This window comes from Pseudomonas sp. S5D5 (assembly GCF_003013355.1).
Taxonomy (GTDB): domain Bacteria; phylum Pseudomonadota; class Gammaproteobacteria; order Pseudomonadales; family Pseudomonadaceae; genus Aquipseudomonas; species Aquipseudomonas aylmerensis.
The window spans coordinates 2,830,253-2,843,613 of record NZ_PTEO01000001.1 but is presented as its reverse complement, the minus strand read 5'-3'; the positions used below and the strand labels follow the sequence as shown (position 1 = coordinate 2,843,613).

Here is a 13,361-nt window from a genome sequence, read left to right as displayed (position 1 = left end):
CGATTAAAAACGAATGTTCTTCAAAAACTCCGCCAGGCGCGGCGATTGCGGCCGCTCGAAGATGTCCTTCGAGGTGCCCTGCTCTTCAATGCGGCCCTGGTTCATGAACACGATCTTGTCGGACACTTCATAGGCAAAGCGCATTTCGTGGGTGACCAGCAACATGGTCATGCCCTCTTCCGCCAGGCCCTTGATCACGCTGAGCACCTCCCCGACCAGTTCCGGGTCGAGGGCCGAGGTGACTTCGTCGAACAGCATCAGGCTGGGGTTCATCGCAATCGCGCGGGCAATCGCCACACGCTGCTGCTGGCCACCTGAGAGTTGCCCCGGGAAGTGATTGCGCCGCTCCAGCAGGCCGACACGGTCGAGCCATTTTTCGGCGAGGGCCACGGCTTCGTCCTTGCCCATCTTCTTGACCTTGAGCAGGCCGAGGGTCACGTTCTGCAACGCGGTCAAATGCGGGAACAGGTTGAATTGCTGGAACGCCATGCCCGTCATCGCGCGGTGCTGGGCAATCACCCGCTCGGGGTGACGCACGCGTTTGCCGGCAATCTCGCTGTAGCCAATGGACTCGCCATCCAAGGTGATCTGGCCGCCCTGGAATTCCTCCAGCAGGTTGACGCAGCGCAGCAGCGTGGTCTTGCCCGAGCCGCTGGAGCCGATCAATGTCACCACGTTGCCGCGCTGCATGGACAGGTCGACGCCCTTGAGCACTTCGACCTGGCCGTATTGCTTGCGCAGGCCACGGATGTTCAGCAGCGGTTGGTTGGTTTGAGGTTGGTTCATGGCAAGGCCACCCGCTTTTCAATGTAGCGCCCGAATAACTCGATGGCGTAGTTGATGACAAAGAACATAAAGCCTGCGAACAGGTAGAACTCCAGGGTCATGAAGGTGCGTGCGATCACCTGTTGGGTGCTCAGCAGCAATTCGGCCACGCCGATCACCGACAGCAAGGTCGAGGCCTTGACGATTTCCGTGGAGGAATTGACCCAGGTCGGCAGGATCTGGCGCAGCGCCTGGGGCAACAGCACGTAGCCCAGGGACTGGTAAAACGTCAGGCCGATGGCCTTGCCCGCTTCCAGTTGCCCACGGGGAATGGCTTGCAGCGCGCCGCGCACGATTTCCGAGACGTGGGAGCCGCAGAACAGCGTGAGCCCGACGGCACCGGCCTGGAATGCGCTGATCTGCCAACCGAGCGCCGGCAGCATGTAGAAACATGCCAACACCAGCACAAACACCGGCGTACCACGGATCAGGTCGACATACAGGCGAAACGGCGCGCGCATCCAGAATTTGCCGTAGGTCAGGATCAACCCGGCGACGATACCGATCAGCGTGCCGAAAATAATCGCCAGTGCCGAGACATACACACTGGCCTGGAACCCCGCCCAGAGGGTGTCCCGGGCGATCCACAACTCATGCAACCAGCTGGGGGATTCGTACATGGAAACCTTCCTTAACGACGGATCGCCAGACGCTGTTCCAGGTAACGGAGCAGCATGGCAATGAGGTAACAGGCAGCCACGTAGAGCGCGGTCGTGACCAGCCAGGTTTCAATCACCCGGTAGCTTTCGACGTTGATCTTGCGGGCGTAATAAGTCAGCTCGGGCACCGCAATGGCAGCGGCCAGCGAGGTGTCCTTGAACAGCGAAATAAAGTTGTTCGACAGGGCTGGCAACACGTTGCGCAACATCACCGGCACGGTGATATAGGCACGGATCCGCCATTCGCCCAGGCCGATGGCCAGGCCGGCTTCGCGCAAGCCCTTGGGAATATTCAACAGCCCGGCGCGGAACACTTCGGTCAGGTAAGCCCCGGCGTACAACGACAAGGTGATGATGAACGAGGGGATCTTGTCCAGGCGGATACCCAGGCTGGGCAGCGCGAAGTAGATCAACAGGATCAGCACCAGGATCGGCGTATTACGGATCACCGTCACATACACCGAGGCGAGCACACGCAAGACCTTGTGTTTGGACAGCATGGCAAATGCCATCAACAGGCCGATCACGCAACCGATGGCGATCGACAGCAGCGCCAGCTCGAGGCCCAGGCCGAGCCCCGCCAGCAAGCTGGGGAAGTCGCGCCACACGGCGGCAAAGTTCAACTGATAGTTCATGGTCGGCAGTACCTGAATGGGGCGCCGTCAGCGACGCCCCAGCGTTTACGAATTACTTGAACTCAACCGGGAAGCCGATCGCCGGTTCCGGCAGATCCACACCGAACCATTGCTTGAACGAGGCCTTGTAGGTCGGGAACTCCACGCCGGTCATGGCTTCATGCAGCGCGGTGTTGACGAAGTTCAGCCAGTCCTGGTCGCCACGCTTGACGGCGCACGCGTAGGTTTGCGGGCTCCAGGCGTAGGTCGGGCTGCGGTAGCGGCCGGGGTTCTGCACCATCAGGTATTTGACCGAGGACTGGTCGGTGGCGGCGGCATCGGCGCGGCCGGAGTTCACCGCCTGGTACATCAGGTCGACGCTGTCGTACTGGTCGACCTTGGCCTTGGGCAGGGCCTGGTGCACCAGTTCCTCGGCGTAGACGTTCTGCAGCACGGCGACGGTGACGCCATCACCGGCGGCCTGCAGGTCTTCGATTTCCTTGTATTTGCTGTTGTTCGGCAGCAGCAGGCCCACACCTTCACGGTAGTAAGGCAGGGTGAACGCCACTTGCTGCGCACGGCTGGCGGTGACGGTGATGAACTGGCAACTCATGTCGACCTTGTCGGTCAGCAGGTTGGGAATCCGTGCGTCGGACGACTGCACCACAAACTCGACCTTGCTCGGGTCGTTGAACAGACCCTTGGCCACAATGCGGCCGATGTCGATATCAAACCCCTGCAACTTGCCATCCGCTCCCTGGAAGTGCCACGGCGCATTGGTACTGCCTGTACCCACGATCAGGTGCCCACGCTTGAGCACATCATCGAGCTTGCTGTCCGCCGCCTGCACTACGCTGGCGAGGGAAGCCGATGCGGCGAAGAGAAAAACACACGCTTTAAACACGGAAGGTCGGTGATGCATGACAAGCACTCCAGGAGTTGTGTATTCCGCTATACCGGAACCTAGTATGTAACAACGGAATAGACAGCAGAAAGTGTGCCACACGCAGTAACAGAAAAATATGACAGGACTAAATTGCTTATAAATCAGCTAGATGAACACTCGCGATTCAACAGGCGCTGCGCCACTACCTGGAATCATTTTGCTACCCAAGGCCCCAGACGCCGGTGACAGCCACCGGCCCGTGCGCCACAACGGTGTTACCCCGCACCATCACGGTGCGCGGCAGGCATGGAAAAATCGCGGCGCTCGGCTAGCCTTGATGCAATGCCTACACGCCCCGCTGCAGGAGTCGGCTTGCCGGCGAAAATCGTCAACGCAGACGCCGGCGCCGACAGATGGGCGCCATTTGGTTGAGAGGGTCTATGTCGATAAAAGTCTGTCTTGTCGCCGGCTTGCTGACGTTGCTGGTGGCTGGCAACGCTGCGGCCAGTAACGACCGCCGTGAATGCAAGGAAGAACTGCGCAAGCTCAACGATGCCTTGAGCACCAACTACACCAGCCAGAATCATCACGGTTACCGCCAGGCGAAAGCCTCGCGGGACAATCTGGAATACAAGAAATGCGCGAGCCAGGCCCGCAAGGCGCGCGAGCGGGTGGAGCGCGACGATGACCTGTGAAGGTTGACAGTAGACGCAGGTGATATCCCGGCTTAGCGTTGGCAACACACCCACGCGGCCTGAAGGGAGATGACCATGGGAGTGGCCACGCAAGAAATTTCCAATGCGCAGGAGTTTGCCAGGGTACTTAACACACCACGCCCGGTGTTCATTCTGTTTGTTAGCGAACACTGCGCTGCCTGTGCGACTGCAGGGCCGCTATTTGCCAGGACGGCCGGCAGGCATCCCTGGATCGTCAGCCTTATACTCGATTGCGCGCACACGCCGAGGCACCCTGATGTGACGGGCACCCCGACATTACTGATCTACCTGAACGGAGCCCTGGTAGACAAACTCAAAGGTTTCGGCCCTGAAGAAGACCAAGTGCAGTGTGTGCAGGCCTTGTTCAGCCGCTATGACCGCAGCCTGGGTGCAAAAGCACCTGCGTCACCCGGCGCTCCTCCACTGCGGCTACCGTCAGACGCCAGCCCTCATGCTCCAGGCTATCGCCCACCACCGGCAGGCGGTCGAGTAGGCTCATCACTAAACCCGCCAGGGTTTGATAATCCTCGGTTGCGGCAGCCTTGAAACCGGTACGCTGACGCACCAGGTTCAGGTTCAAGGCGCCATTGGCACGGTAGCCACCCGCTTCCTCGACAATGTCCGGGCCCTCGATTTCACTGGCGTCCGGCAACTCACCGGCGATGGATTCAAGGATGTCGGTCATGCTCAGCACCCCCATGAAGTCGCCGAATTCGTTGATCACGAAGGCGATATGGGTCGACTCCTGACGCATCTGCTCCAGCGCGTTGAGAATCGAAAAACTCTCCAGCAAGTTGATCGCGCGGCGCGCCAGGTGCTCCAGGTTCGGCTCGTTGCCGGCCAGGTATTCCTTGAGCAACTCCTTCTTGTGCACAAAGCCCAAAGGCTCATCGACATCGCCGTTGCGGATCAACGGCAACCGCGAGTAAGACGAATGCATCAGTTTCAGGCGGATATTCTCGGGATCGTCCGCCAGGTCAATACAGTCGACCTTGGCCCGCGGCGTCATCAGTGTGCGAATCGGCCGCTCGGCCAGTTGCAGCACACCGCTGATCATCACGCGCTCACGCCGATCGAACAGCGGGCCCTGTGCAGCATCCGACTCGCCCAGCAGGTCGGCAACCTCTTCACCCACCTCCTCCACCGCCAGGCTGCGCCCGCCGAGCAAGCGCATCACCGCATGCGCGGTACGCTCACGCACCGGCAGCACACCTTGTGCAGACTTCTTGCGACGTGCGCGGGCAATCTGGTTGAACACCTCAATCAGGATCGAGAAACCAATCGCCGCGTACAGATAGCCTTTCGGGATATGGAAGCCCAGGCCTTCGGCGGTCAGCGCGAAACCGATCATCATCAAAAAGCCCAGGCACAGCATGATCACCGTCGGGTGCGCGTTGACGAATCGCGTCAGCGGCTTGCTCGCCACGATCATCAGGCCGATGGACACGATCACCGCGATCATCATGACCGCCAGCTCATCCACCATGCCCACGGCGGTAATCACCGCGTCGAGGGAGAACACCGCGTCAAGCACCACGATCTGCGCCACGATCGGCCAGAACATCGCATAAGCCACATTGCCGGAGCGCTGTGCCACATGCCCTTCGAGGCGTTCGTGCAATTCCATGGTGGCCTTGAACAACAGGAACACACCGCCAAACAGCATGATCAGGTCACGCCCCGAGAAGCTCTTGTCGAACACCTCGAACAACGGCTGGGTCAGGGTGACCAGCCAGGAAATACTCGCCAGCAAGCCCAGGCGCATCAGCAGCGCCAGCGACAAACCGATCAAGCGCGCACGGTCGCGCTGCTCCGGTGGCAATTTGTCCGCCAGGATCGCGATAAACACCAGGTTGTCGATACCCAGCACCAGTTCCAGCACAATCAAGGTCAACAGGCCGAGCCAGGCCGTTGGATCCGCTAACCATTCCATTTATAGAGTCTCTTTAAAGGTTTCAGAATGCCGGGCACGGCAAGGCGCGATCAGTGGATGACCGGGACAAGGTTAGCAAGCGAAATACGGGGTGCTTCAGCGGGAACAGCAACAGCGGATGTCTTGGGGAAAGACGACTGGGAGGCTCCGAGAGGGTGTTCATGCAAGTCCTGAAATGACAAAAGGACTTGAATCCTACAGCTGAAATACAAATTTCCTACAACGCAAAACTATTACAAGATCTGTACACCAAGCCAACACAAAACTCATTTAGCAGCGGGCTTGCTGGCGAGTGCGGTGTGTCAGTCAACACATGAATTAACTGAATCACCGCCTTCGCGAGCAAGCCCGCTCCCACATTTTGCCCTGCGTGGTGTCAGCTTTTACGGGTAGCATCATCCAGCGCCAAAATCGTATGCGCATTGGTCACCGTCGTCGCCAGCGTATTAATCACCCCCGACCGCAACGCCCCCAGCGTCGCCGCGGCCTTGGTGTTCTCGCTGGCAATCGCCACCACGTCTGGAATCCGAAACAGCTCCTGCACCGTCAACCCGATCACCCGCCCCTGAATCGCGTTGACCGCCGGCTGCCCGTGAATATCGATAAAGTCATAGCCCATCATGTCGCCCACGGTGCCGGACAACCGCGCCTGGGCAATTTCCTGGGGCGAGAACCAGCCCATGCGCACCATGTTGCTGTTCTCGCTCATGTCGCCAATACCGATCAAGGCGATATCGGCACGCCGCGCCCGGTCGAGGGTCGAGCGCACCGTGTCGTTATTGATCAACACCCCGCGCAGCTCCGGGTTGGCCACCAGGGCCGGGGCGTACAGGCTTTCGCTTTCACCGCCAAACCGCAGCGCCAGGCGCCGGCAGATATGGTCGGGGTTCATGTATTCGCCCGCCTTGAGCGAACCGCCGATCGCACACACAAACGTGCAGTTGCGCGTCACCGGCAGGAACACGTTATCGGCCACCGCACCGACGTTGCGCCCCATGCCCACGGCGACAATCATGCCGTCGCTGAGCGTCTTGTTCAGGTAGTTGGCGACCAGGCTGGCGACGGCCGAGCGCTGGGTGTCGGGCTCACTGTGATCGACAGCGATCAACGCGCGATCCAGCTTGAAGCGCTTGACCAGGGCCTGCTCCAACTCGTTGTTCATGGCCGGATGCTGCAACACGCGCACCTCGACAATGCCCTCATCGCGTGCACGCTTGAGCAGGCGACTGACCTTTGCGCGTGACAGGTCGAAGCGCTTGGCGATGGCTTCCTGAGTGACGTTCTCAAGGTAATAGAGCATCGCCACTTCGGTCATCTGATCGATATCGCTGGCGATGCGCTGGGTACTGTCACTCATGGGGACGGGCTTCCGTTTCGGCGTCAAAGGCGCATTCTCCCGACTCTTGCCCCGTTTAGTCCACTACTGATGCCCATCGCGCTCGATTGCATTGATGCGCTCGACCTTGGCCCCGGAACGCGCCGCTTCGAACTCCGATTCCAGGAACGACTTGACGATGCTCTTGGCCAGCTCGGCGCCGATTACCCGCGCACCGATGGACAGGATCTGCGCATCGTTGCTCTTGCGTGCACGCTCCGCCGAATAGGTGTCATGGGCCTGGGCCGCGCGGATGCCCAGCACCTTGTTGGCCGAAATGGCCATGCCGATCCCGGTGCCGCACACCAGCACGCCCAGCCGCTGCTGCCCGGCATTGATCGCCGTGGCCACGGCCAGGGCGATGTCCGGATAAAGCACGGGCGCAGTGGAATGGGTGCCGAAGTCGGTCACCGGATAGCCCAGCGCCTCGATATGGCGCTTCAACAGCTCTTTGAGCTCAAAACCTGCTTCATCGCATCCGATAGCCACCGGGAAAGGTGTGTTCATGGCGTCTGGCTCCGCTGCCGTGATCGTATTTATGACTGATCAAATGATCATTCAGTGAAATTCCGCTCAGACATTTCGCGGTCATCCAACCCTCTATGTCAAGCATGATTTAACTGACCCTGCAGTCAAAGGCGTCAAAAACGGCCTTATAGACCAACAAGATGAGAATCATCGCTTTTACATGAAAGAGATTGACTGATCAGAATTTCATTTGATACACATATGATCACAGCGAAACACGACTGTGCGACCTAATAAGAATTCACAGCACGAGGACACGCCGATGGCCACGCCATTACTGCTCCAGGCTGAACACGTCGCCAAGGCTTACGCCGGGGTCCCTGCCCTGCGTGACGGGCGCCTCTCTCTGCGGGCCGGCAGCGTCCACGCCCTGTGCGGCGGCAATGGCGCAGGCAAATCGACATTCCTGAGCATCCTGATGGGCATCACTCAGCGTGATGCCGGCAGCATTCTGCTCAACGGCGCGCCGGTGCAATTCAACCGCCCGAGTGAAGCGCTGGCGGCGGGGATCGCGATGATCACCCAGGAGCTGGAACCCATCCCCTACATGACCGTTGCCGAAAACATCTGGCTGGGCCGTGAACCGCGCCGCGCCGGTTGCATCGTCGACAACAAGACCCTGAACCGCCGCACCCGCGAGCTGCTCGACAGCCTGGAGTTCGAGGTCGACGCCACCAGCCCCATGCACCGCCTGAGCGTCGCGCAGATCCAACTGGTGGAAATCGCCAAGGCCTTCAGCCATGACTGCCAGGTGATGATCATGGATGAACCCACTTCGGCCATCGGCGAGCGCGAGGCAGAGACCCTGTTCAAGGCCATCCGTCGCCTGACTGCCCGGGGCGCCGGCATCGTGTATGTGTCGCACCGCCTGAGCGAACTGGCGCAGATCGCCGATGACTACAGCATCTTTCGCGACGGCGCCTTTGTCGAAAGCGGGCGCATGGCCGATATCGACCGCAACCACCTCGTGCGCGGCATCGTCGGCCAGGAACTGACCCGCATCGATCACAAGGTCGGCCGCGAATGCGCCGCCGACACTTGCCTGCAAGTCGACAACCTGAGCCGCGCCGGTGAGTTCCACGACATCAGCCTGCAACTGCGCCAGGGTGAAATCCTCGGCATCTACGGCTTGATGGGTTCGGGGCGCAGCGAGTTCCTCAACTGCATCTACGGCCTCACGGTCGCGGACTCCGGCAGCGTGACCCTGCAAGGCAAGCCCATGCCCATCGGGCTGCCCAAGGCGACCATCAGTGCCGGCATGTCGCTGGTCACCGAAGACCGCAAGGACAGCGGCCTGGTGCTCACCGGCAGCATTCTTTCCAACATTGCCCTGTCGGCCTACAAGCGCCTGTCGAGCTGGTCGCTGATCAATGCGCGCAAGGAAACCCAACTGGCCCAGGACATGGTCAAGCGCCTGCAGATCAAGACCACTTCCCTGGAATTGCCGGTGGCGTCCATGAGCGGTGGCAACCAACAGAAAGTGGTCCTCGCCAAATGCCTGTCCACCGAGCCGGTGTGCCTGCTGTGTGACGAACCGACCCGTGGGATCGACGAGGGCGCCAAGCAGGAGATCTACCACTTGCTCGACCAGTTCGTACGCGCCGGTGGCGCGGCCATCGTGGTGTCGTCGGAAGCGCCGGAGCTGCTGCATCTGAGTGATCGCATCGCCGTATTCAAGGGCGGCCGGCTGGTGACCATCAGCACCGACACCGCCCTTTCCCAGGAAGCCTTGTTGAGTCTTGCCTCATGAATGCCAAAACCCTGTCCACACCCGCCGCCGCACCTATTGCCACACCCCGCAATCGCCTGCGCCTGTCCCTCGACCGTTTCGGCCTGCCGCTGGTATTCATCTTGCTGTGCGTGGTGATGGCGTTCTCCAGCGAGTACTTCATGACCTGGCGCAACTGGATGGACATCCTGCGCCAGACCTCCATCAACGGCATCCTCGCGGTGGGCATGACCTACGTGATCCTGACCAAGGGCATCGACTTGTCGGTGGGCTCGATCCTGGCCTTTGCCGGACTGTGCAGCGCCATGGTCGCCACCCAGGGTTACGGCCTGCTCGCGGCGGTCAGCGCCGGGATGTTTGCCGGGGCGATGCTCGGCGTGGTGAACGGTTTCATGGTCGCCAACCTGTCGATCCCGCCGTTCGTGGCCACCCTGGGCATGCTCAGCATTGCGCGGGGCATGACCTTCATCCTCAACGATGGCAGCCCGATCACCGATCTGCCCGACACCTACCTGGCGCTGGGCATCGGCAAGATCGGTCCGATCGGCGTGCCGATCATCATCTTCGCCGTGGTCGCGCTGATCTTCTGGATGGTGCTGCGCTACACCACCTACGGCCGCTATGTGTACGCAGTGGGCGGCAATGAAAAGAGCGCACGCACCTCAGGCATCGGCGTGCGCAAGGTGATGTTTTCGGTTTACGTGGTCTCGGGCCTGCTCGCCGGACTGGCTGGCGTGGTGCTGTCGGCCCGCACCACCTCTGCCCTGCCGCAGGCCGGGGTTTCCTACGAACTGGACGCGATTGCCGCCGTGGTGATCGGCGGTACGAGCTTGTCGGGGGGCACCGGCAGCATTGTCGGCACGCTGTTCGGCGCACTGTTGATCGGCGTGATCAACAACGGGCTGAACCTGCTCGGCGTGTCCTCTTATTACCAGCAGGTCGCCAAGGGCCTGATCATCGTGTTCGCAGTACTGATCGACGTGTGGCGCAAGAAAAAACGCTAGAGAACGACCCACAACAATAACCGGAGTTCTACTCATGAAACTTGGTACCACCTTGGCCGCCACAGCGGCTTTCTCCCTGCTCTCCTGCAGTATCGCCATGGCTGCCGACGGCAAGACCTACAAAATCGGTGCCGCCGTCTACGGCCTCAAGGGCCAGTTCATGCAGAACTGGGTACGCGAGCTGAAAGAACACCCGGCGGTCAAGGACGGCACCGTGCAGCTGACGGTGTTCGACGGCAACTATGACGCCCTGACCCAGAACAACCAGATCGAAAACATGGTGACCCAGCGCTACGACGCCATTCTGTTCGTGCCCATCGACACCAAGGCCGGCGTCGGCACCGTGAAGCAAGCCATGAGCAACGACGTGGTGGTCATCGCCTCGAACACGAAAGTAGCCGATGCCGCTGTGCCGTACGTGGGTAACGACGATGTGGAAGGCGGCCGCCTGCAGGCCCAGGCGATGGTCGACAAGCTCAATGGCAAAGGCAACGTGGTGATCATCCAGGGCCCGATCGGCCAGTCGGCGCAAATCGACCGGGAAAAAGGCGAGCTGGAAGTGCTGGGCAAGCACCCGGACATCAAGATCATCGAGAAAAAGACCGCCAACTGGGACCGTGCGCAGGCGCTGACCCTGACCGAAGACTGGCTGAACGCGCACCCCAAAGGCATCAACGGCGTGATCGCGCAAAACGACGACATGGCCCTCGGCGCCGTACAGGCGCTGAAGTCTCACGGACTGACTTCCAAAGACGTGCCGGTGACCTCCATCGACGGCATGCCGGACGCGATCCAGGCCGCGAAAAAAGACGAAGTCACCACCTTCCTGCAAGACGCCCAAGCCCAATCCCAAGGCGCACTGGACGTGGCGTTGCGCGCCCTGGCCGGCAAGGACTACAAGCCGCAATCGGTGATCTGGGAGCGTTACGCCAAGGACGTGAAATGGGCTGATGGCACCGCCAAGAACTACATCCTGCCGTGGGTGCCAGTGACCAATGCCAACGCCGATGCGCTGTACAAACAAGTCAGCGGCGGTAAGTAGCTTTCACCCTGAAATAGGGTCAAGTGCGGGAGCCGGCTTGCCTGCGATGGCATCACCTCGGTTTGACTGAAAGACCGAGTCGCTTGCATCGCAGGCCAGCTCCCACATTGGATCTCCAGCGCTTTCGATAGAGGAGTCATGCATGTCTGGATTCTGGAACCAAGCCTTCGACCTCACCGGCCGGTGCGCAGTGATCACCGGTGGCGCCGCCGGGATCGGCCTGGCCTGCGCCACCCTGCTGGCGGAACGCGGCGCCCGCGTGGCGTTGCTCGACCGCGACCCCGCCGTGGCTGAAGTGGCCGCCAGCCTGGGCGCCGGGCACTTGGGCATTGCCGTTGATCTCAGCCAGATCGGCCAGATACAAACCACCGTCGATAGCGTATTCGAACACTTCCAACGCCTCGATTACCTGATCAACAGCGCCGGCGTGGCGCTCCTGGACAAGGCTATTGATGTCAGCGAAAGCGCGTGGGACACCACGCTGGACATCAACCTCAAGGCGAGCTTTTTTGTCGCCCAGGCCTGCGCCAAGCACATGCTCGCCAACGGCGGCGGGCGCATCGTCAACCTTGCTTCGCAGGCTGCCGTGATTGGCCTGGACCGCCACGTCGCCTACTGCGCGAGCAAAGCGGCCATTGTCGGCATGACCAAGGTATTGGCGATGGAATGGGCGCCGCACATCAACGTCAACGCCATCTCCCCGACCATCGTCGAGACCGCGCTGGGTAAAAAAGCCTGGGCCGGTGAAGTCGGCGAAAAAGCCAAATTGCAGATCCCGGCGGGCCGTTTTGCCCAGCCGGAGGAAATCGCCGGGCTGGCGTTGTACCTGCTCAGCGACGCCGCGCAGATGGTCACCGGCGCCAACATGGTGATCGACGGCGGCTACAGCATTCAGTAATTCATTTTTTGTCGTGAGGTTTTGTCATGTCCACCGTCACCGAACGCACCCCCGAACAACTGTCACCGGTCATCCCGAAAACCATGCAGGCCGTGGTCTGTCACGGCCCTGAAGATTACCGCCTGGAAACCGTCGACGTGCCCACGCCCGGCCCCGACGAGATTCTCACCAAAGTCGAGTTGTGCGGCATTTGCATGGGCGATATCAAGACCTATCGCGGCGCCCCCTCGTTCTGGGGTGATGCCGAGCAACCCCGCTATGTGAAACCGCCGATGATTCCCGGCCATGAATTCGTCTGCCGTGTGGTTGCCCTGGGCCCAGGCGCGGAGAAACGTGGCGTGGCGGTCGGCGACCGGGTGATCTCCGAGCAGATCGTGCCGTGCTGGGGCTGTCGCTTCTGCAACCACGGCCAATACTGGATGTGCCAGAAGCATGACCTCTATGGCTTCCAGAACAATGTGCAGGGCGCCATGGCCCAGTACATGATCTTCACCAAGGAAGGCATCATCCACAAAGTGCCAGACTCCATCGCCCCCGACGAAGCAATACTGATCGAACCGCTGGCGTGTTCGCTGCACGCGGCGGAACGCGCGAATGTGGATTTCGACGATGTGGTGGTGGTCGCCGGCGCCGGCACCCTGGGGCTGGGGATCATCGGCGCGGTGCGCATGCGCAACCCGAAAAAGCTCATCGTGCTGGACATGAAACCCGAACGCGCTGCCCTTGCCTTGCGCATGGGCGCCGACGAGGTCTGGAACCCGGCCGAGGTCGATGTACTGGCGAAGATCCGCGAGATCACCGAAGGCTACGGTTGCGACATTTACATCGAGGCCACCGGGCACCACAAGGCCGTGAACCAGGGCCTGGCGATGCTACGCAAGCTGGGGCGTTTCGTGGAGTTCAGCGTGTTCAATGACGAAGCCACGGTGGACTGGTCGATCATTGGCGACCGCAAGGAGCTGGACGTGCTGGGCTCGCACCTGGGCCCGTACATGTACCCGCGCGCCATCGACTTCATCGGCAACCGCAAGATCGACATGCGCGACGTGGTGACCCACAAGTTTGCGCTGGCAGACTTCAAGGAAGCGTTCGCAGTGATGGAGCGCGGCGACAAATCACTGAAGGTAGTCCTGGAACCCTGATCCACAGGCG

13 protein-coding genes and 1 pseudogene are annotated in these 13,361 nt (G+C 60.7%); 7 read left to right on the top strand and 7 right to left on the bottom strand.

From position 1 onward, the window contains the following. Positions 1-3 precede the first annotated feature (3 nt). From C9990_RS13420 to C9990_RS13405, 4 genes are read right to left on the bottom strand one after another with little or no spacing between them, the layout of a single operon-like run. A complete protein-coding gene (locus C9990_RS13420) occupies positions 4-786 on the bottom strand; it encodes an amino acid ABC transporter ATP-binding protein (RefSeq protein WP_065907741.1) in 783 nt (260 codons plus the stop codon). Then, the gene (locus C9990_RS13415) at positions 783-1,445 is read right to left on the bottom strand and encodes an amino acid ABC transporter permease (RefSeq protein ID WP_065907739.1); all 663 of its coding nucleotides are present in this window, start codon (positions 1,443-1,445) and stop codon (positions 783-785) included. Before C9990_RS13415 ends, C9990_RS13420 begins: the two co-directional genes overlap by 4 nt. 11 nt (positions 1,446-1,456) lie before the next feature. Then, positions 1,457-2,119 carry an amino acid ABC transporter permease gene (locus C9990_RS13410; RefSeq protein ID WP_065907738.1) on the bottom strand — a complete coding sequence of 221 codons (663 nt, stop codon included), beginning with the start codon at positions 2,117-2,119 and terminating at the stop codon, positions 1,457-1,459. 52 nt (positions 2,120-2,171) lie between these two features. Next, on the bottom strand, positions 2,172-3,020 hold the full coding sequence (locus C9990_RS13405; RefSeq protein ID WP_065907736.1) for a transporter substrate-binding domain-containing protein: 849 nt from the start codon (positions 3,018-3,020) through the stop codon (positions 2,172-2,174). Positions 3,021-3,424: 404 nt separating this feature from the next. Here C9990_RS13405 and C9990_RS13400 point away from each other — a divergent pair, with 404 nt between their 5' ends. Together C9990_RS13400 and C9990_RS13395 are read left to right on the top strand one after the other, a co-directional pair. Continuing rightward, the gene (locus tag C9990_RS13400; protein WP_065907734.1) at positions 3,425-3,679 is read left to right on the top strand and encodes a hypothetical protein; all 255 of its coding nucleotides are present in this window, start codon (positions 3,425-3,427) and stop codon (positions 3,677-3,679) included. A 69-nt stretch (positions 3,680-3,748) separates the two neighbouring features. Beyond that, positions 3,749-4,036: pseudogene (locus tag C9990_RS13395) on the top strand (thioredoxin family protein); the annotation flags it as partial. Positions 4,037-4,064: 28 nt separating this feature from the next. Here the strand turns inward: C9990_RS13395 and C9990_RS13390 are convergent. From C9990_RS13390 to rpiB, 3 genes are all read right to left on the bottom strand, one after another. Continuing rightward, the gene (locus C9990_RS13390) at positions 4,065-5,633 is read right to left on the bottom strand and encodes a TerC family protein (RefSeq protein WP_106803576.1); all 1,569 of its coding nucleotides are present in this window, start codon (positions 5,631-5,633) and stop codon (positions 4,065-4,067) included. A gap of 376 nt (positions 5,634-6,009) precedes the next feature. Beyond that, a complete protein-coding gene (locus C9990_RS13385; RefSeq protein WP_025857542.1) occupies positions 6,010-6,990 on the bottom strand; it encodes a sugar-binding transcriptional regulator in 981 nt (326 codons plus the stop codon). Positions 6,991-7,053: 63 nt separating this feature from the next. Continuing rightward, the gene (gene rpiB / locus C9990_RS13380) at positions 7,054-7,515 is read right to left on the bottom strand and encodes a ribose 5-phosphate isomerase B (protein WP_016969738.1); all 462 of its coding nucleotides are present in this window, start codon (positions 7,513-7,515) and stop codon (positions 7,054-7,056) included. A 283-nt stretch (positions 7,516-7,798) separates the two neighbouring features. On the opposite strand from rpiB, the gene C9990_RS13375 reads away from it, so the two are divergent. The 5 genes from C9990_RS13375 (at position 7,799) to C9990_RS13355 (ending at position 13,351) form a co-directional block, all read left to right on the top strand. Then, complete coding sequence (locus C9990_RS13375) at positions 7,799-9,286, top strand: sugar ABC transporter ATP-binding protein (protein ID WP_106803575.1); 1,488 nt, start codon at positions 7,799-7,801, stop codon at positions 9,284-9,286. Further along, positions 9,283-10,269: an ABC transporter permease gene (locus C9990_RS13370; protein ID WP_106803574.1), complete on the top strand. Its 987-nt coding sequence runs from the start codon at positions 9,283-9,285 to the stop codon at positions 10,267-10,269. Before C9990_RS13375 ends, C9990_RS13370 begins: the two co-directional genes overlap by 4 nt. A gap of 34 nt (positions 10,270-10,303) precedes the next feature. Further along, on the top strand, positions 10,304-11,311 hold the full coding sequence (locus tag C9990_RS13365; protein ID WP_106803573.1) for a substrate-binding domain-containing protein: 1,008 nt from the start codon (positions 10,304-10,306) through the stop codon (positions 11,309-11,311). A 142-nt stretch (positions 11,312-11,453) separates the two neighbouring features. Beyond that, positions 11,454-12,209 carry an SDR family oxidoreductase gene (locus C9990_RS13360; protein ID WP_065907725.1) on the top strand — a complete coding sequence of 252 codons (756 nt, stop codon included), beginning with the start codon at positions 11,454-11,456 and terminating at the stop codon, positions 12,207-12,209. A gap of 26 nt (positions 12,210-12,235) precedes the next feature. Continuing rightward, positions 12,236-13,351, top strand: a complete 1,116-nt coding sequence (locus C9990_RS13355; RefSeq protein ID WP_065907723.1) for a zinc-binding dehydrogenase — start codon at positions 12,236-12,238, stop codon at positions 13,349-13,351. Positions 13,352-13,361: the final 10 nt, after the last annotated feature.

Bases quoted from the DNA above. Each gene is read 5' to 3' on its own strand.
- C9990_RS13355 (WP_065907723.1), top strand. From the start codon at position 12,236: ATGTCCACCGTCACCGAACGCACCCCCGAACAACTGTCACCGGTCATC.
- rpiB (WP_016969738.1), bottom strand. From the start codon at position 7,515: ATGAACACACCTTTCCCGGTGGCTATCGGATGCGATGAAGCAGGTTTT.
- C9990_RS13390 (WP_106803576.1), bottom strand. From the start codon at position 5,633: ATGGAATGGTTAGCGGATCCAACGGCCTGGCTCGGCCTGTTGACCTTG.
- C9990_RS13360 (WP_065907725.1), top strand. From the start codon at position 11,454: ATGTCTGGATTCTGGAACCAAGCCTTCGACCTCACCGGCCGGTGCGCA.
- C9990_RS13415 (WP_065907739.1), bottom strand. From the start codon at position 1,445: ATGTACGAATCCCCCAGCTGGTTGCATGAGTTGTGGATCGCCCGGGAC.
- C9990_RS13400 (WP_065907734.1), top strand. From the start codon at position 3,425: ATGTCGATAAAAGTCTGTCTTGTCGCCGGCTTGCTGACGTTGCTGGTG.
- C9990_RS13375 (WP_106803575.1), top strand. From the start codon at position 7,799: ATGGCCACGCCATTACTGCTCCAGGCTGAACACGTCGCCAAGGCTTAC.
- C9990_RS13420 (WP_065907741.1), bottom strand. From the start codon at position 786: ATGAACCAACCTCAAACCAACCAACCGCTGCTGAACATCCGTGGCCTG.
- C9990_RS13385 (WP_025857542.1), bottom strand. From the start codon at position 6,990: ATGAGTGACAGTACCCAGCGCATCGCCAGCGATATCGATCAGATGACC.
- C9990_RS13370 (WP_106803574.1), top strand. From the start codon at position 9,283: ATGAATGCCAAAACCCTGTCCACACCCGCCGCCGCACCTATTGCCACA.
- C9990_RS13410 (WP_065907738.1), bottom strand. From the start codon at position 2,119: ATGAACTATCAGTTGAACTTTGCCGCCGTGTGGCGCGACTTCCCCAGC.
- C9990_RS13365 (WP_106803573.1), top strand. From the start codon at position 10,304: ATGAAACTTGGTACCACCTTGGCCGCCACAGCGGCTTTCTCCCTGCTC.
- C9990_RS13405 (WP_065907736.1), bottom strand. From the start codon at position 3,020: ATGCATCACCGACCTTCCGTGTTTAAAGCGTGTGTTTTTCTCTTCGCC.